The 16,553-nt window shown below is 72.0% G+C and carries 17 protein-coding genes; 9 read left to right on the forward strand and 8 right to left on the reverse strand.

Translation table 11 applies throughout. The features are described from left to right. The 3 genes from HZS56_RS34175 to HZS56_RS34185 form a co-directional block, all read left to right on the forward strand. Positions 1–1,342, forward strand: a 1,342-nt coding sequence (locus tag HZS56_RS34175; protein ID WP_216724713.1) for a S1C family serine protease, incomplete at its 5' end; no start/stop codon positions are given. Positions 1,343–1,476: 134 nt separating this feature from the next. Continuing rightward, positions 1,477–1,965 (forward strand): sec-independent translocase, encoded by a 489-nt coding sequence (locus HZS56_RS34180; RefSeq protein ID WP_216724714.1) that lies wholly within the window; start codon positions 1,477–1,479, stop codon positions 1,963–1,965. Between the two features lie 251 nt (positions 1,966–2,216). Beyond that, complete coding sequence (locus HZS56_RS34185; protein ID WP_216724715.1) at positions 2,217–2,891, forward strand: hypothetical protein; 675 nt, start codon at positions 2,217–2,219, stop codon at positions 2,889–2,891. A 301-nt stretch (positions 2,892–3,192) separates the two neighbouring features. On the opposite strand, the gene HZS56_RS34190 is transcribed toward HZS56_RS34185, so the two are convergent. Genes HZS56_RS34190 through HZS56_RS34200 form a run of 3 tightly spaced genes read right to left on the reverse strand, consistent with a single transcriptional unit; the run spans position 3,193 to position 6,251 of the window. Continuing rightward, complete coding sequence (locus HZS56_RS34190) at positions 3,193–4,326, reverse strand: Mrp/NBP35 family ATP-binding protein (protein WP_216724716.1); 1,134 nt, start codon at positions 4,324–4,326, stop codon at positions 3,193–3,195. Between the two features lie 43 nt (positions 4,327–4,369). Next, complete coding sequence (locus tag HZS56_RS34195) at positions 4,370–4,969, reverse strand: DUF1003 domain-containing protein (protein ID WP_216724717.1); 600 nt, start codon at positions 4,967–4,969, stop codon at positions 4,370–4,372. Continuing rightward, positions 4,959–6,251 (reverse strand): magnesium transporter MgtE N-terminal domain-containing protein, encoded by a 1,293-nt coding sequence (locus HZS56_RS34200; RefSeq protein WP_216724718.1) that lies wholly within the window; start codon positions 6,249–6,251, stop codon positions 4,959–4,961. The genes HZS56_RS34195 and HZS56_RS34200 overlap by 11 nt, the downstream gene beginning before the upstream one ends. 286 nt (positions 6,252–6,537) lie before the next feature. Here HZS56_RS34200 and HZS56_RS34205 point away from each other — a divergent pair, with 286 nt between their 5' ends. Continuing rightward, positions 6,538–7,275 carry a hypothetical protein gene (locus tag HZS56_RS34205; RefSeq protein WP_216724719.1) on the forward strand — a complete coding sequence of 246 codons (738 nt, stop codon included), beginning with the start codon at positions 6,538–6,540 and terminating at the stop codon, positions 7,273–7,275. Between the two features lie 11 nt (positions 7,276–7,286). Here the strand turns inward: HZS56_RS34205 and HZS56_RS34210 are convergent, their stop codons facing one another. After that, positions 7,287–7,796, reverse strand: a complete 510-nt coding sequence (locus tag HZS56_RS34210; protein ID WP_216724720.1) for a hypothetical protein — start codon at positions 7,794–7,796, stop codon at positions 7,287–7,289. Between the two features lie 131 nt (positions 7,797–7,927). Further along, complete coding sequence (locus HZS56_RS34215) at positions 7,928–9,043, reverse strand: magnesium and cobalt transport protein CorA (RefSeq protein ID WP_216724721.1); 1,116 nt, start codon at positions 9,041–9,043, stop codon at positions 7,928–7,930. Between the two features lie 549 nt (positions 9,044–9,592). Here HZS56_RS34215 and HZS56_RS34220 point away from each other — a divergent pair. Beyond that, a complete protein-coding gene (locus tag HZS56_RS34220) occupies positions 9,593–10,189 on the forward strand; it encodes a suppressor of fused domain protein (RefSeq protein ID WP_216724722.1) in 597 nt (198 codons plus the stop codon). A gap of 76 nt (positions 10,190–10,265) precedes the next feature. Here the strand turns inward: HZS56_RS34220 and HZS56_RS34225 are convergent, their stop codons facing one another. Next, positions 10,266–11,489 carry an MFS transporter gene (locus tag HZS56_RS34225; RefSeq protein ID WP_216724723.1) on the reverse strand — a complete coding sequence of 408 codons (1,224 nt, stop codon included), beginning with the start codon at positions 11,487–11,489 and terminating at the stop codon, positions 10,266–10,268. A gap of 157 nt (positions 11,490–11,646) precedes the next feature. On the opposite strand from HZS56_RS34225, the gene HZS56_RS34230 reads away from it, so the two are divergent. The 3 genes from HZS56_RS34230 (at position 11,647) to HZS56_RS34240 (ending at position 14,037) form a co-directional block, all read left to right on the forward strand. Then, on the forward strand, positions 11,647–12,297 hold the full coding sequence (locus HZS56_RS34230) for a DUF6758 family protein (protein WP_216724724.1): 651 nt from the start codon (positions 11,647–11,649) through the stop codon (positions 12,295–12,297). A gap of 201 nt (positions 12,298–12,498) precedes the next feature. After that, entirely contained in the window at positions 12,499–13,356 is an 858-nt protein-coding gene (locus HZS56_RS34235; protein WP_216724725.1) for a PHP domain-containing protein, read from the forward strand. A 75-nt stretch (positions 13,357–13,431) separates the two neighbouring features. Next, complete coding sequence (locus HZS56_RS34240) at positions 13,432–14,037, forward strand: MarC family protein (protein ID WP_216724726.1); 606 nt, start codon at positions 13,432–13,434, stop codon at positions 14,035–14,037. Positions 14,038–14,124: 87 nt separating this feature from the next. Here HZS56_RS34240 and HZS56_RS34245 read toward each other — a convergent pair whose 3' ends face one another. Further along, positions 14,125–14,277 (reverse strand): DUF8834 family protein, encoded by a 153-nt coding sequence (locus HZS56_RS34245; protein WP_216724727.1) that lies wholly within the window; start codon positions 14,275–14,277, stop codon positions 14,125–14,127. 234 nt (positions 14,278–14,511) lie between these two features. Here HZS56_RS34245 and HZS56_RS34250 point away from each other — a divergent pair, with 234 nt between their 5' ends. Further along, positions 14,512–15,420 carry an NYN domain-containing protein gene (locus HZS56_RS34250; RefSeq protein WP_216724729.1) on the forward strand — a complete coding sequence of 303 codons (909 nt, stop codon included), beginning with the start codon at positions 14,512–14,514 and terminating at the stop codon, positions 15,418–15,420. A gap of 13 nt (positions 15,421–15,433) precedes the next feature. Here the strand turns inward: HZS56_RS34250 and HZS56_RS34255 are convergent, their stop codons facing one another. After that, positions 15,434–16,348 (reverse strand): alpha/beta fold hydrolase, encoded by a 915-nt coding sequence (locus tag HZS56_RS34255; protein WP_216724728.1) that lies wholly within the window; start codon positions 16,346–16,348, stop codon positions 15,434–15,436. Positions 16,349–16,553: the final 205 nt, after the last annotated feature.

Raw genomic sequence — 16,553 nt, forward strand, 5'->3', positions numbered from 1 at the left:
GCCCCGGTCACCCCAGCCGCTCCCGCCACCGGCGTCCCACACGGCCCCGGCCCCGGCCCCGGCGAACGCACCGGCCCCGCAGTCCGAGGCGGCCGAGACGGCCGAGGCCCCCGCACCGGGCGGTGAACCCGCACCCGACCCGTGGGGACGCTACGACCCCTGGGCCGCCGCGGCCGCCGCGCCCCTCCAGAACGACGGCTCGGACGTCTGGACGCCGAAGGAACGGCGCGGGCGGCGACGGAGGGCGCTCGTCGGCGGGGCGCTGCTCGTCGCCCTGGTCTCCGGCGCCCTCGGCGGCGTCCTCGGCACGTACCTGGAGCGCAACGGCGGCGTCGGCACGGTCGAACTGCCGCAGGCCGGAGCCGAATCCGCGGAGCGGGCACCCGACAGCGTCGCGGGCATCGCCGCCCGGGCCCTGCCCAGCGTGGTGACCCTGCACGTGAGCGGCAGCGACGCCGCGGGCACCGGCACCGGGTTCGTGCTCGACGACCGCGGTCACATCCTGACCAACAACCACGTCGTCGAACCCGCCGGTTCCGGCGGCGACATCACCGTGACCTTCAACAGCGGCGACACCGCCGAGGCCGAGGTCGTCGGCCGCGACGGCGGGTACGACCTGGCCGTGGTGGAGGTCAAGGGCGTCAAGGGCCTCACCCCGATGCCCCTCGGCAACTCCGACAACGTGCAGGTCGGTGACCCCGTCGTCGCCATCGGCGCCCCCTTCGACCTGGCCGGCACGGTCACCTCCGGCATCATCAGCGCCAAGGAGCGGCCCATCACCGCGGGCGGCGAGAAGACCGACGGCAGCGACGTGTCGTACGTCGACGCCCTGCAGACCGACGCGCCCATCAACCCCGGCAACTCCGGCGGCCCCCTCCTCGACGCCCGGGGCCGGGCCATCGGCATCAACTCCGCCATCCGCTCCGCCGACAGCGGCAGCGCCGAGTCCGACGGCGGCCAGGCCGGTTCGATAGGGCTCGGCTTCGCCATCCCCGTCAACCAGGGCAAGCGCGTGGCCGAGGAGCTGATCAACACCGGCAAGGCCACCCACCCGGTCATCGGCATCACCCTCGACATGAACTTCGCCGGTGACGGCGCCCGCGTGGGCGCCAAGGGCAGCGACGGCGGACCGGCGGTCACCGCGGGCGGCCCCGGTGCGCAGGCCGGCATCGAGCCGGGCGACGTGATCACCGCCGTCGACGGACAGCGGGTGCACTCCGGCGAGGAACTCATCGTCAAGATCCGCGCCCACCGCCCGGGCGACCGTCTCGAACTGACGCTGGAGCGGGACGGCGAGGAGACGCAGGCGTCCCTGGTGCTCGGCTCCTCGGACGGGGACTGAGCAGGCAACGGGCCGGAAAGGCAAACAATTCGGAAAGCGCTCGTATACACGCACTCGGGGCTCACGGGACGGTACCGGTCGGACGGGATCGGCGGGTACCGTGGTGGCGGCCCGGACATCCCAAGGAGCTTCAGGTGTTCAATGACATAGGCGCACTCGAGCTGGTGACGCTCGTCGTCCTCGCCGTGCTCGTCTTCGGTCCGGACAAGCTCCCCAAGGTCATCCAGGACGTCACGCGCACCATCCGGAAGATCAGGGAGTTCTCGGACAGCGCCAAGCAGGACATCCGTGAGGAGCTCGGCCCCGAGTTCAAGGACTTCGAGTTCGAGGACCTGAACCCCAAGACGTTCATCCGCAAGCAGCTGGACAACGACGAACTGGGGCTCAAGGAGATCCGGAACGGCTTCGACCTGAAGAAGGAGATGGCCGAGGTCACCGACGCGGTGCACGGCCGTGACCCGGAGCCCTCCTCGTCGTCCGGCTCCTCCGCGTCCGGCGGGGGCCGTGTCGACATGGCGAAGAGGGCCGACCTGTCGAAGAAGGCCGACCTGTCGAAGGCGCCGGCGAAGGACGAGAAGTCCGCCGCCGACGAGCGCCCGCCCTTCGACGTCGACGCCACCTGAGCCACACCCCCGAGCGCACCCCGGGGCGGCCCCGAGTCCGGCCGCAGGCCCGTCCGTGTGACGCGTCTCATACTCCGGACGGAGCGCCAGGGACCCGTACGCGCCGTCCGGGCGACCCACGCGCCGGGCGGTTTCCCGGCTGCCGCCAGAGGTGTGGCTATGCTGCCCGAGTTGTTGTGCGGACCGGACGAGTGCGCCCGAAGGGGGGCGGGCCGTTCCGTTCCGACCAGAGCGAGGAGGCGTCCGGGCACATGGAGACGACGAGTCGGGCAGTCGCGCAGACGCCGGCCGCGGAGGGCGGACCCGAGTCCCCCGCAGGCCGGAGTACGGTCGACGGCTACCTGCGTGCGCCCTTCCCGTGGTACGGCCTCGACGAGGCCTTCACGGGGCGGCGCTGGCTGATGCAGATCGGTACGGCGGCCGACGGGGCCGTGGAGCACGGCTCGATCGGGCACGGCGACGAGCCGTCCGTGCGCAACGAGCACGTGGCGGGCGACGACAAGGACGCCAAGGAGAAGTTCGCGGTCGTCGTGACCGTCGCGGCCAACCCGGACCGGCGCAGCGCCGACGGCACCGGCCTGCTGGAGGCCACCTCGGTCTCCTCCGCGGCCTGGCTGGCCGGTGTGGGCCTGCTGTCCTTCACCTGGCCGGGCCAGATGGACCACTCGCTGCGCGACGACTGGCTGGAGCAGCAGACGGAGACGGCGTGGGTCCTGGCGGACGACCTGGAGGGTGAGGACTGGACCACGCTGTCCCTCCCCGTGGACGGTGTGCCGACGTCCTTCCACTACCGGGAGTCCGAGTTCGGCTGGGTGCTGGCCGGCTCCACCGAACAGGGCGTGCACCTGGGCGCGTACGGGCGGGGCATGAGCGCCTACGGTCTGGCCTTCTCCGTCGTCAAGGACATCGCCGCCTACGCCCTCTAGGGGCGTCGTCTGGATCTTGCCGGAGGGCGCGGGGTCTGGTCTGGCACGCACTCCCCACTGCCTTGAGGGCGTGGGGGTGCCCCCAGCGGCGTGGCCGTCGGTTGCCGACTTCCCCACGCTCGGCTTCGCTCGCTCGTGCGGGGGAGGGGGCCCGTCGCCCCCGCTCGGGCCGGCAGCAAGGCGCCGCCGCCCGGAGCCGACCTGATCCAAACGATGGCCCCCAGGGGCTCGGTCGGCCGCCGTGCCTACGGCGAGGGGCGCCGTCCCGCCGGACAGCGCCCCCACTCTCCCGTACGGGACGTCAGAACTTGTTCTTCGGCGTGATGCCCAGGGACAGCCCCGACAGCCCCCGCTGCCGCCCTCCGAGCTTGCCCGCGATCGAGCGCAGGGCGGCGCCCGCCGGGGACTCCGGGTCGGTCAGCACGACCGGCCTGCCGTCGTCGCCGCCCTCGCGCAGCCGCACGTCGATCGGGATGGAGCCGAGCACCGGCACCGAGGCGCCGGTCGTGCGGGTGAGGCCGTCGGCGACGGTCTGGCCGCCGCCGGTGCCGAAGACGTCGACCATCTCGCCGCAGTGCGGGCAGGGCAGGCCCGACATGTTCTCGACGACGCCGACGATCTTCTGGTGGGTCTGCACGGCGATGGCGCCGGCCCGCTCCGCCACCTCGGCGGCGGCCTGCTGAGGGGTCGTCACGACCAGGATCTCGGCGTTCGGCACGAGCTGCGCCACCGAGATCGCGATGTCGCCGGTGCCGGGCGGCAGGTCGAGCAGCAGGACGTCCAGGTCGCCCCAGTACACGTCGGCCAGGAACTGCTGGAGCGCGCGGTGCAGCATCGGTCCGCGCCAGACGACCGGCGCGTTGCCCGGGGTGAACATGCCGATCGAGATGACCTTCACGCCGTTCGCCGACGGAGGCATGATCATGTTCTCGACCTGGGTGGGCCGCCCGTCGGCGCCCAGCATGCGGGGCACGGAGTGGCCGTAGATGTCCGCGTCGACGACGCCGACCTTCAGGCCGTCGGCCGCCATCGCCGCCGCCAGGTTCACCGTCACCGACGACTTGCCGACGCCGCCCTTGCCGGACGCCACCGCGTACACCCGGGTCAGGCTGCCCGGCTTGGCGAAGGGCACCTCGCGCTCGGTCTGCCCGCCGCGCAGCGCGGTGGCCAGCTCCTTGCGCTGCTCGTCGCTCATCACGTCCAGCTCGACGTCGACGCGCGTGACGCCCTCGACCTGGGACACCGCGTCCGAGACGCGCTGCGTGATGGTGTCCCGCATGGGGCAGCCGGAGACTGTCAGGTACACCGCGACCGCGACCGCTCCGTCCGCGCCGATCTGCACCGACTTGACCATCCCGAGTTCGGTGACGGGCCGGTTGATCTCGGGGTCGTTCACCGTCGCCAGTGCCTCGCGCACCGCGTCTTCCGTAGCCATACGACGATGGTACGGCGCCGCCCACGGGGCGCGGAAAGCCCCGTCACCGGTCGTGTACGTCACGCCCCGCGGGCCGATCCGCCGGGAATACCCCGCGATCGGCACGGTGGCCGTTCTGCCGCTCCTCCAGCTCCTTGAGCGCGTCCTGCAGCTCGGAGCGGATCCAGTCCCGCGTCGCGACCTCGCCGAGACCGATGCGCAGGGCGGCGATCTCCCGGGTCAGGTACTCGGTGTCCGCGATCGACCGCTCGTTCTGCTTGCGGTCCTGCTCCAGGTTGACGCGGTCGCGGTCGTCCTGCCGGTTCTGCGCCAGCAGGATCAGCGGGGCGGCGTAGGAGGCCTGCAGAGACAGCGCCAGCGTCAGGAAGATGAACGGGTACTCGTCGAACCGCAGGCCGCTCGGGGCCGCCACGTTCCACACCACCCACACGATGATGACGACCGTCATCCAGACGATGAACCGCCCCGTGCCCAGGAAGCGCGCGACGCGTTCCGACAGCCGCCCGAAGGACTCCGGGTCCCACTCGGGCAGCAGCCTGCGCCGCGGCGCACGGGGCTGGTCCAGGCGGGCCCGGGTCCGGGAGGCCGCTGTGGCGCCCGACGCGGCGCGCTCGCGGGCCGTCGTCTCGCGCTCAGGCGCCATCGGTGCCCGCCTCCCCCGCCGTCTCGTCCAGGTGGTACTCGGTCTCCCGCCAGTCGTCGGGCAGCATGTGGTCCAGTACGTCGTCCACGGTGACCGCGCCGAGCAGCGAACCCGAGTCGTCGACGACCGGCGCCGCGACCATGTCGTACGCGGCGAAGAACCCGGCGACCACGGGCAGCGCGGCCTCCGGTTCCAGGGGCTGCAGGTCGTCGTCGAGGATCGAGCCGACCAGCGTGTACGGGGGGTCGCGCAGCAGGCGCTGGAAGTGGACGGTGCCCAGGTACTTGCCGGTCGGGGTCTCCTCCGGCGGGCGGCAGACGTAGACCTGGGCGGCGTGCGCCGGGGACAGGTCGGGGTTGCGGATGCGGGCCAGGGCGTCGGCGACGGTCGCGTCGGGCCGCAGCACGATCGGCTCGGTCGTCATCAGGCCGCCGGCCGTGTGCTCCTCGTAGGCCATCAGCCGCCGCACGTCCGCCGCGTCGGAGGGCTGCATCAGGCTCAGCAGCCGCTCCTTGTCCGCCTCCGGCAGCTCACCGAGCAGGTCGGCCGCGTCGTCGGGGTCCATCGCCTCCAGGACGTCCGCGGCGCGTTCCTCCTTGAGCTTGCCGAGGATCTCGATCTGGTCGTCCTCCGGCAGCTCTTCCAGCACGTCGGCCAGCCGGTCGTCGTCGAGGGCGGCGGCGACCTCGGCGCGGCGCTTGGCGGACAGGTGGTGCAGGACGTTGGCGAGGTCGGCGGGGCGCAGCTGTTCGAAGGTGGCCAGCAGGTTCTCGGCGCCCTGCCCCTGCTCCTCCACGGAGAAACCGGTGACGCCCGACCACTCGACGGTGAGGGTCTCGCCCCTGCTGCGCCGGAACGCGCCGCCCTTCCGGCCCTTGCGCACGAAGACCTTGTCGATCTCCCAGTCCCGGCGGGCGGGCAGCTGCTGCACCGACAGGTCGAGCACCGTGACCTCCTCGTCCGTCTCGGTGAGTGTGACCCGCCGGTCGAGCAGCTCGCCGAAGACGAGGCGCTCGGTGGGCCGCTGCTCGAAGCGCCGGACGTTGAGCACGCCCGTGGTGATCACCTGGCCGGACTCGATGCCGGTGACCCGGGTCATGGGCAGGAAGATGCGGCGGCGGGTGGTGAGTTCGACGACCAGTCCGAGCACCCGCGGGGGTTTGCGGCCGACCCGGAGCATGACGACCAGGTCGCGGACGCGGCCCACCTGGTCACCGGCCGGGTCGAACACGGCGATGCCGGAGAGGTGGGAGACGAAGATCCGGGGGGCGCCCGCTGCCATGGAGGCGGCTCCTTTCCTCACCCTGCTCCGCACCCTGCGCGGACGGGGCGGAGCGTGTGTGAAGGCTGATTCGTACGGTGTCTCTTTTCCGAATTGCCCGCTCGGACGGGCTTCAGGCTAGCCCGTCCCGATCGGCCTCGCCCCGGCGGCCGGTCCGGACGGACTGGCTCCGTTCGCCGTCCGCGGCCCCGGTACGCTGCGCCCGGGCCCGGTCGGCTCGTCGCCGGCGTCCGCCGGTCCGCCTGCCGTGCCCCGTGTCCGTTCTGTGAGAAAGGCAGTCCCGCCTGTGTCTGTGACTCCCCGGCGTCGAATCCGCAGGGCCGCTCTGACGGGCGCGGTGTGCGCCCTGGCGGTGACGGGAGCCGGGCTGACGGGATGCAGCAGCGGGGATCCGGACGCGGGCACCAACGGCCTCGGAAAGCTCCCGGCCGACAAGATCCAGGCCAAGGCCCGTACCGCCGCGCAGGCGGCCGACACGGTCCGCCTGCACGGCACGGTGGAGGCGGGCGGCAACAGGTACACCCTCGACATGCGGCTGAAGGCCGACGGGGGTACCGGGTCGGTCGCGGCACAGGGCACGACGTTCGGGCTGCTGCGCGTCGGCGAGCAGCTCTTCCTCAAGGCCGACGCCGGTTTCTGGAGCCACGACGGCGGCGACGCCAAGGCCGCCGACAAGCTGGCCGGCAAGTACGTGAAGGTGCCGCAGAGCGACCCCGTGTACAAGAAGTTCAGCGGTTTCACGGACAAGGACGTCCTCCTCGGCGGTCTGCTGACCCTGCACGGCACCGTTCAGACGGACGGCCGCCACGAGCAGGCGGGCGTGCGCACCGTCCGGATCACCGGCGACGAGGGCGACGGCGGCTCGCTCGACGTCTCCCTGGAGGGCGCGCCGTACCCGCTGCGCCTGGTGCGGGCGGGCAGCGCGGGCACCCTCGACTTCTCCGACTGGAACAAGGACTTCGAGCTCGAGCAGCCGGCCAAGGACGACACCCTGGACTACGGCAAGCAGCTGCCGACGTCCTGAAGCCCGCCCCGCTACCGGCGGCGCCGCTTCAGCAGCAGCCGGGGCAGCCCCGCCGGCCCCGGCTGCCGGGTCGTGGCCGGGCTCGGCAGCGGCGCCTCGGCCAGCGGGCCGTCGGGCAGCGGCGCCGTGGACCCCGTAGGCTCCAGGCGCAGCACCCGGCACTCGCGGGCCCAGCGGCCGGTCATGGCCTCGCCGTCCGGGGCGTTGAGCCGCTTGCCCTTGAGGTTCGCGACCGCCTCCTGCCACGCCTCGGAACCGGACGGCAGCTCCACGACCCGGGCGGCCCAGGAGACCACCCGGCCGCCCTTGTCCTTGCTGCGCACCGTCACCTCGGCCGCGGCGCCGTCGGCCAGTCCGGGCAGCGGCTGCTCGCCCGGCCCGTCGCCGACGACGCAGGCCGCGCCCTCGTGCCAGACGTGCCACAGGGCCCGGGCGGGCACCCCGGGACCCTTGACCCAGATGAGGCCGGACTTCTTCGTGGCCTCCTCGACGAGGGCCTGGCCGAGCAGCTCGCTTGTCATGCGGTCAGCCTATCCAGGAGCCCGTGAACCGGAGCCCGTCGACCGGAGCCCGTGGACCGGCGTTCGTCGACCGGCGTTCGTCGACCGGAGTCCGTGGACCAGCACCCGTGGACCGGCGCCCCCGGCCCGGTTCAGAGCCAGCCGTTGCGCTTGAGGGTGCGGTGGATGCCCAGGCAGATCGCGACCGTGACCGACAGCACCAGCGGGTAGCCGTACTTCCAGTGCGTCTCCGGCATGTAGTCGAAGTTCATCCCGTACACGCCGCAGACCATCGTCGGTACGGCGACGATCGCGGCCCACGAGGTGATCTTGCGCATGTCCTCGTTCTGCGCGACGGACGCCTGCGCGAGGTTGGCCTGGAGGATGGAGTTCAGCAGCTCGTCGAAGCCGACGACCTGCTCCTGCACTCGCGCCACGTGGTCGGCGACGTCGCGGAAGTACTTCTGGATCTCCGGGTCGACCAGCCGCATCGGCCGCTCGCTGAGCAGCTGCATGGGACGCAGCAGCGGCGCCACCGCCCGCTTGAACTCCAGTACCTCACGCTTGAGCTGGTAGATCCGTCCGGCGTCCGTGCCGCGCGAGGTGCCCTTGCGGCCCGGCGAGAACACCTCGGTCTCGACCTCGTCGATGTCGTCCTGCACCGCGTCGGCGACCGCGATGTAGCCGTCTACGACGTGGTCGGCGATGGCGTGCAGCACCGCGGAGGGGCCCTTGGCCAGCAGCTCCGGGTCCGCCTGCAGCCGGTGCCGCAGCGCACGCAGCGAGCCCTGCCCGCCGTGCCGGACGGTGATGAAGTAGTCCCGTCCGGTGAAGCACATGACCTCGCCGGTCTCGACGACCTCGCTGTTCGCGGTCAGTTCGTCGTGGTCGACGTAGTGGATGGTCTTGAAGACGGTGAACAGGGAGTCGTCGTAGCGCTCCAGCTTGGGCCGCTGGTGAGCCTGGACGGCGTCCTCCACGGCCAGCGGATGCAGTCCGAACTCCCGGGCGATACCGGCGAACTCGTCCTCGGTGGGCTCGTGCAGGCCGATCCACACGAAGCCGCCGTCGCGGCGCACCTGACGCATCGCCGTGTGCGGGGTCAGCGGCACGTCGGTCTCGACGCGGGCGCCGTCGCGGTAGACGGCGCAGTCGACGACGGCGGATGGCGTCGCCGGGTCGCGGGTGGTGTCGTAGGCACCGCTCTCCTTGCGCAGCGAGACGCGGGACGGGCGGACCGCGGCGCGCAGGTCACGGATCATCGACATGGCAGGCTCCTTCGCTACGGGCAGCGAACGGGGCCGTGACGGATGGAACCACCCGGAATGAGGACGTCCTGACCACGCGTGTTCGGCGCGTCCACAAAGCGGGGGGCACCGCACCGTCGCGGTGGCCGGCTTCGCTGCTGGTTCAGCTGCTGATCGGGCCGGCGGGCCGCGCGTCGCACGAGCAGACGCGGACGGGCCGGATCAGGCACAACGAGACGAAGTGCTCTTCCGCGAGAAGTGGTGCTGCGGGAGGCGGCGGCCGGAAGATCCCGGAGACCCGGAAGACCGGAACAGCCGTCAGCGGCGGGAAGAGCGGGTGGTACTGCACGGTCGACTTCGGTCCATGCCGCCCACCTCCTCCGGCCGGTCCCTCGTGAGGGACGATCCATTCCCCTTGTTTGAAGGGGTTCCCCGTAGGGGAGTGTTCACAGCGTCGGGGTGTGGCCGCGATGCCCTGCGTGCTGCCCCGAACCGCTGACCCAGAGTACCAGTCACGCGACGTGTCAAGGTGCCGCTTTGCCAGTTCCGGACGAGTTCTATGCTCGCCGCATGGTTGATGTTCTTCCTCTGGTCGAGGCCCGGTTGCGCAGCGCGCTGGGCGAGCCGGACGCGCGCGCGGCGGTCACCTTCCTGGGCACCGACCGCATCGAGGTGCTGCGTTTCCCCGCCGTCGGCCAGGAGGGCGACCTCGTCCGCTACGCCACCCTCGGCATGTCGGCGCAGCCCATGGCGGACCCCACGGCAGTGCTCGCCGACCCGGTCAAGGGCCCCCGCGCCGAACTGCTGCTCTCGGTGCGCGCCGGGGTGGCCGACACCGACAAGGCGCTGCGTCCGCTCGCCGTGCTGGCCGCGTCCCCGCAGGTGGAAGGGGTGATCGTGGCGCCCGGTGCCTCGCTCGACGTCGGCGGGCCGCTGTGGCCGGGGGCGCCCTTCACCTCGGTCCTGGTCGCCGAGCCCGGCGGCCTGGTCGAGGACCTGGAGCTGGACGCCCCGCTGGAGGCCGTACGGTTCCTGCCGCTGCTGCCGATGACGCCGAACGAGGCCGCCTTCAAGCGCGTGCACGGGGCTCAGGCCCTCCAGGAGCGCTGGCTGACGCAGGGGACGGACCTGCGCGATCCGTCCCGCAGGTCCGTTCCACTGGAGTGAGGAGCGACTGAGAGGTGATGCAACTCACGGGATTTCCCGGTCAGTTGGCGAAGACCGTGAGTCGCGGAGGCTCCGGTCAATTGGCGAAGACCGTGACCGAGTCCTCGGTCGCGTGCGCGGGCGCCAGTTCCTCGGCCCGGTGGGTGAGCGCCCGGCGCCGTACCAGGACCACGGCCGCGCCCAGTACGGCGGTGACGGCCGCCACCACGAAGGGGATGTGGATGTCGGTCCACTCCTCGATCTTCGGCGCGAAGAACGGTGCCGCCGCCGCGGCGAACCAGCGCACGAAGTTGTAGCCCGCGCTCGCCACCGGCCGCGGGGCGTCCGACACGCCCAGGGCCAGCTCGGTGTAGACGGTGTTGTTCACGCCGATGAACGCGCCGGACAGGATGGTGCAGACGACCGCCGTGGCGTGGTTGCCGTAGCCCAGCACGAGCACGTCGGCCGCGAGCAGCACCAGTGAGCCGCCGAGCACCTTCAGCGAGCCGAAGCGCCGCTGCATCCGCGGGGCCACCAGGACCGAGAAGACGGCGAGCAGCACACCCCAGGCGAAGAACACGGCGCCCGACCTGTACGGCGTCATGTCCAGCACGAAGGGGGTGAAGGCCAGCACGGTGAAGAACGTGTAGTTGTAGAAGAACGCCGAGACCGCGGCGGAGGCCAGACCGCCGTGGCCCAGCGCCCTGACCGGGTCCAGCAGCGAGGTCCTGCGGGCAGGCCTGGGCTGGTCCTTGAGGAACGCCGCGATGCACAGGAAACCGACGGCCATCAGGAAGGCCGTGCCGAAGAACGGGTAGCGCCAGCTCGCGTCGCCGAGCAGCGCGCCCAGCAGCGGGCCGCACGCCATGCCGAGGCCGAGGGCGGACTCGTAGAGCAGGATCGCGGCGGCGCTGCCGCCGGCCGCGGCGCCGACGATGACCGCGAGGGCCGTCGAGACGAAGAGCGCGTTGCCGAGGCCCCAGCCGGCCCGGTAGCCGACGAGCTGGCCGACGGTGTCCGAGGTGCCCGCGAGGCCCGCGAAGACCACGACGAAGGCGAGCCCGAGCAGCAGCGTCCTGCGCCCGCCGATGCGGCTGGAGACGAAGCCGGTGACGAGCATCGCCAGCGCGGTGATCAGGAAGTACGAGGTGAAGAGGAGGGAGACCTGGCTGGCGCTCGCGTCCAGGCCCTTGGCGATGGACGGCAGGATCGGGTCGACGAGCCCGATGCCCATGAAGGCCACGACGGACGCGCCGGCGGTCGCCCACACCGCCTTGGGCTGCCGCAGGATGCTGCCCGCACCTGCGTCGAGGGTGTCCATGCAGTGCTCCAATGCCGACGAGATGGTTGGTGTATACACATAGTAAGTTAGCTCTGCTAATTGATGCAAAGTACATCTAGTTTTCGCCGGTCAGGCCCCCGTCCGGACGGGTGATCGTCCTTGACGCGGGGGAACGAGGGTAGGACCGTGGGGCTGTATGAGGGGCGAACCCAGTTGCCCGAAGTGCGGTGGCCGGGTCAGGGCTCCCGGCCTCTTCGCCGACACCTGGCAGTGCGACCTGCACGGCACGGTGCATCCGCTCCAGCCCGTGCTCCCGCCCAGCGTCGAGGAGCTCGGCGTCGTGGTGCACCGCACGCAGGTGCCCTTGTGGATGCCCTGGCCGTTGCCGGTCGGCTGGCTGTTCACCGGCGTGGCCTGCGCGGGCGACGACCGCAGCGGTGGCCGGGCGACCGCCGTGGCCTGTTCGGGGCCCGGACCGCTCGGCGGCATCGGTGAGCTGATCCTGGTCGCCGAGGAGTTGGGCGTCGGTCTCGGCGCCTTCTACGCGGGGCTCGACGCCCCGGACCCCGGACCGTACCTGGACGTGGAGAAACCGCCTCAGGCCAAGGTCCTGGCCGCCGGCCGTCCGACCCCCCTCTGGCACGTCCCCGGCGCACCCGTCGACCGTGCCGTCTTCGCCGGGGAGGCACTCGGCATGTGGCTGTGGGCCGTCGCGTGGCCCGAGCAGGCGGCACTGCTGATGTACGAGGAGCTGGTGCTGACCGACCTGCGGGACGCGGGCGCCGAGGTGGAGCTGGTGCCCTGCGGCGCGCTGTCGCCCCGGCTCATCCGGCCGACCACGGCGTAGAGGCCTCGGGAGCGTGGGGGGCCTCCCGGGCTCGGGGAGGTGATGCCGACGTGCCGGGGTATGCCGGTGCAGGGGGCAGGCGCGTAGGGGTTAACGCCGGTGTAGGGGGCGAGCGTGGTCTGCGGGTGTGACAGCGGCGGGTCGGGTTCCGGTTATCCTTGAGCGTCCCCTTCCGTCCCGTCCTCGCTTGGAGTCAGCGTCGTGCGCATCGATCTGCACACCCACTCCACCGCGTCCGACGGCACGGACACCCCGGCCGAGCTGGTGCGCAACGCCGCCGCGGCCGGTCTCGACGTCGTCGCGCTGACCGACCACGACACCACCCGCGGGCACGCCGAGGCCCGGGCCGCGCTCCCCGAGGAAGTGACCCTGGTCACCGGCGCCGAACTCTCCTGTCGCCTCGACGGCGTCAGCATGCACATGCTAGCCTACCTCTTCGACCCCGAGGAGCCCGCCCTGCTCGCCGAGCGCGAGCTGGTCCGGGACGACCGTGTGCCGCGGGCCCGGAGCATGGTCGCCAAACTCAACGAGCTGGGCGTCCCCGTCACCTGGGAACAGGTCGCCCGGATCGCCGGCGACGGATCCGTCGGCCGGCCGCACGTCGCCTCCGCGCTCGTCGAACTCGGCGTCGTGCCGACCGTGAGCGACGCCTTCACCCAGGACTGGCTGGCCGACGGGGGCCGGGCCTTCGTGGAGAAGCACGAGACCGACCCCTTCGAGGCGCTCCGGCTGATCAAGGGGGCGGGCGGCGTGGCCGTGTTCGCCCACCCCGCCGCCGCCAAGCGGGGCCGCACCGTGCCGGAGGACTCGATCGCCGAACTGGCCGCCGCCGGGCTCGACGGCATCGAGGTCGACCACATGGACCACGACGCGGACACGCAGGTCCGGCTGCGGGGCCTCGCGAAGGACCTGGGGCTCCTGGCGACCGGCTCCAGCGACTACCACGGCAGCCGGAAGACCTGCGTGCTCGGCGAGTACACGACGGACCCCGAGGTGTACGGCGAGATCACGCGACGGGCGTTCGGGGCGTTCCCCGTGCCGGGCGCCGGCGGGGCCTGAGCCTCCGTCCCCCCGCCCGTCCCCTTCCCTCTCTCGCCCTCTCCCGCCCTCTCCCGCAAGGCCAGTAGCTCACCCGTGTTCGATGTCGCCGTCTTCGGCTCCCTCTTCCTGACCCTTTTCGTCATCATGGATCCCCCCGGGATCACCCCGATCTTCCTCGCGCTGACCTCCGGCCGCCCCGCCAAGGCGCAGCGGCGGATGGCCCTCCAGGCCGTGTGTGTCGCCGGCGGCGTGATCACGGTGTTCGGGCTGCTCGGGCACCAGATCCTGGACTACCTGCACGTGTCCGTGCCCGCCCTCATGATCGCGGGCGGGCTGCTGCTCCTGCTGATCGCGCTCGACCTGCTCACCGGTAAGACCGACGAACCCAAGCAGACCAAGGACGTCAACGTCGCGCTCGTACCCCTGGGCATGCCGCTGCTCGCCGGGCCCGGCGCGATCGTGTCGGTCATCCTCGCGGTGCAGAAGGCGGACGGCGTCACCGGGCAGGTCTCCGTGTGGGCGGCGATCCTCGCGATCCACGTGGTGCTGTGGCTGGTGATGCGGTACTCGCTGCTGATCATCCGGGTCATCAAGGACGGCGGCGTGGTCCTGGTGACCCGCCTCGCCGGCATGATGCTCTCCGCGATCGCCGTGCAGCAGATCATCAACGGGGTCACGCAGGTGATCCGGGGCGCCTGAGGCCGAGGCCCCCGGGCGCGTGAGCACACGCAAAGGCCCCTCGCACGGAACGCGCCGTGCGAGGGGCCGAAGTGCGTGCTGTCCGCGCTACGAGGCCGAGGTGTCGGCGGGGCGGATCCACAGGCGCTGCCCTATGGCGGCGGCCTGCTGAACGATGCGGTTCACGGAGGCGGCGTCCACGACAGTCGTGTCCACGGGGGTTCCGTCGACGTCGTCGAGTCGCATGACTTCAAAGCGCATGGCCTCTCCCTTGATCTGGTCATCCTCCTGAGGAGAACTACTGGTGTGGCTCCTGGGTCGTCGGTGCCCGGGCTTCCGACTGAGTCAACGAGATGCTCTCTGCAAACATTCCCTACGCTAAAGAAATTTTTCGAACAACTAATTACTGACAGGTAAGTCGCTTGTTACGGGCTGCCAGGTGCTCGATACAGACTGACCGGGACCGGTTGTGTTCGTAGCGTGACCGCCGGGACAATGGAGGCGATGAACGACGACCTCGCGTCCCTGAACGCTCGCATCGATCGCACCAACGAGCTGCTGCACCGCATGCTCGCCGAGGTGGCGAAGACGCCCTCGACCCACGCGATCTTCGTCGACGCCGGATACCTCTACGCGGCGGCGGGGCGGCTGGTGGCCGGGACCGAGGACCGCCGGGCCTTCGACCTGGACGCCGAGGGACTGATCGAGTCGTTCATCGACACGGCACGCACCATCTTCGCGGACAGCCGCCTGCTGCGCGTGTACTGGTACGACGGCGCCCGCCGCCGCATCCACACCGCCGAGCAGCAGTCCATCGCCGAGCTGCCGGACGTCAAGGTGCGCCTGGGCAACCTCAACGCCAACAACCAGCAGAAGGGCGTCGACTCCCTCATCCGCACCGACCTGGAGTCCCTCGCCCGGTACCGCGCCCTCAGCGACGCGGCCCTGCTCGGCGGAGACGAGGACCTCGTCTCCGCCGTCGAGGCCGCGCAGGGGTACGGCGCCCGCGTCCACCTGTGGGGCATCGAGGCGCCCGAGGGCCGCAACCAGGCCGACCCGCTGCTCTGGGAGGTCGACAGCCAGCGCTCCTTCGACCTGGACTTCTTCAAGCCGTACGTCTCCAGACGCACGGCCGCCCAAGCCCTCGACGCGACGGGCGCGGCGCGGCCTGCCCGGGAGGACGTCCGTTTCGTGGGCGCCCAGATCGCCGCGAAGTGGCTGGCGGCCAAGGGGCGCGGCCCCCTGCTCGAACTCCTCCCCGGCCACCCCTACCTGCCCGGCTCCGTCGACCAGGACCTGCTCGTGGAGGCCGAGGGCCTGCTGCAGTACTCACTGCGCGGCCAGGCCGACCTGCGGCGGGCCCTGCGGGACGGCTTCTGGGAGCACCTGCGGGCCCAGTACTGACGCGCGGTACCGACTAGAGGCCGCCGGGCTCCGTGCGCGGCGCCGGGGCCGGGACCAGGGGAAGTGTGTCCCAGAAGTCGGCGAGCGCGTGGGCCGTGGGCAGCGGCTGATCGGTGTTGGGGGAGTGCTCGGCTCCGGCCACGACGGTGCGGTGCGCGTCCAGACGTACGGCCATCTCGTCCAGCAGGGGCACGGGCCAGGTGTCGTCGTGGGCGCCCGACAGCACGTGGCACGGCAGCGTCAGGCCGGCGAGCTCACCGACCCGGTCCGGCTCGGTGCACAGCTGACGTCCCGTCGCGCGGAGCTGGGCCGGCCTGGTGCCCAGCCAGCGGGCGCGCAGCCGCTCGGGCTCCTCCGTACCGTGGGCGGGCGCCGGAGCACCGGCTTCCTCCGGCGGCCCCATCGCCTGCATGACCTCCCAGACCTCGGCCATCGTCATGGTGTCCAGGGCGTCGCGCAGCAGTTTCACGCGCTGCCGCTGGGATGCGGAGATCCGGGCCGGGCCCGACGACACCAGCGTGAGGGACACGAAGGGGGCCCGGTCCAGCAGTACGGCGGCCCGCGCGATCTGGCCGCCGAGGGAGTGCCCGACGAGATGCACCCGGCCACCGAGCGCCGCGACCTGCGCGAGCACGTCCCGGGCCAGTTCGGGCTGGGCGTAGCCGGTCTCGTCGTGCTCGGGTCCGTCCGACTCGTACTGCCCCCGCCCGTCCACGGCGACCGTGCGGTAGCCGCGCGCACCGAGCGGTTCGTGCAGCAGCGTGAAGTCCTCCTTGCTGCCCGTGAACCCGGGCAGCATCAACACCGTCCCCCTCGCCTCCTCCGGGCCGGGCACGGCTGAGTCGACGACGGCGAACTCACCGCGCGCGGTACGCATCCGGTACGTGCGGGCGCCCGGGGGCGGACTGAAGGCGGCGTTCCTGCTCACGTCGCAGAGGCTATCGGGCAGCGGCTGCCGGGTGCCGGGGAGGGCGCCGGGGACGGGCGGGAGAGGGAGGAAGCGGGAGGAAGCGGGAGGAAGAGGGAGCGGGCGGGCCGCACGCCTGCCAACGCCGTGGGGGGGGGGGGGGGGGGCGGGGGGGGGGGGGGGGGGGGGGGGGGGGCGGGGGGGGGGGGGGGGGGGGGGGGGGGGG

It is taken from the genome of Streptomyces mayonensis, from assembly GCF_018982965.1.
GTDB lineage: Bacteria > Actinomycetota > Actinomycetes > Streptomycetales > Streptomycetaceae > Streptomyces > Streptomyces mayonensis.

Excerpts from the sequence above, each read along its gene's own strand:
- HZS56_RS34185 (WP_216724715.1), top strand. The coding sequence starts at position 2,217 with ATGGAGACGACGAGTCGGGCAGTCGCGCAGACGCCGGCCGCGGAGGGC.
- HZS56_RS34190 (WP_216724716.1), bottom strand. The coding sequence starts at position 4,326 with ATGGCTACGGAAGACGCGGTGCGCGAGGCACTGGCGACGGTGAACGAC.
- HZS56_RS34195 (WP_216724717.1), bottom strand. The coding sequence starts at position 4,969 with ATGGCGCCTGAGCGCGAGACGACGGCCCGCGAGCGCGCCGCGTCGGGC.
- HZS56_RS34200 (WP_216724718.1), bottom strand. The coding sequence starts at position 6,251 with ATGGCAGCGGGCGCCCCCCGGATCTTCGTCTCCCACCTCTCCGGCATC.
- HZS56_RS34210 (WP_216724720.1), bottom strand. The coding sequence starts at position 7,796 with ATGACAAGCGAGCTGCTCGGCCAGGCCCTCGTCGAGGAGGCCACGAAG.
- HZS56_RS34215 (WP_216724721.1), bottom strand. The coding sequence starts at position 9,043 with ATGTCGATGATCCGTGACCTGCGCGCCGCGGTCCGCCCGTCCCGCGTC.
- HZS56_RS34220 (WP_216724722.1), top strand. The coding sequence starts at position 9,593 with ATGGTTGATGTTCTTCCTCTGGTCGAGGCCCGGTTGCGCAGCGCGCTG.
- HZS56_RS34225 (WP_216724723.1), bottom strand. The coding sequence starts at position 11,489 with ATGGACACCCTCGACGCAGGTGCGGGCAGCATCCTGCGGCAGCCCAAG.
- HZS56_RS34230 (WP_216724724.1), top strand. The coding sequence starts at position 11,647 with ATGAGGGGCGAACCCAGTTGCCCGAAGTGCGGTGGCCGGGTCAGGGCT.
- HZS56_RS34245 (WP_216724727.1), bottom strand. The coding sequence starts at position 14,277 with ATGCGCTTTGAAGTCATGCGACTCGACGACGTCGACGGAACCCCCGTG.
- HZS56_RS34250 (WP_216724729.1), top strand. The coding sequence starts at position 14,512 with ATGGAGGCGATGAACGACGACCTCGCGTCCCTGAACGCTCGCATCGAT.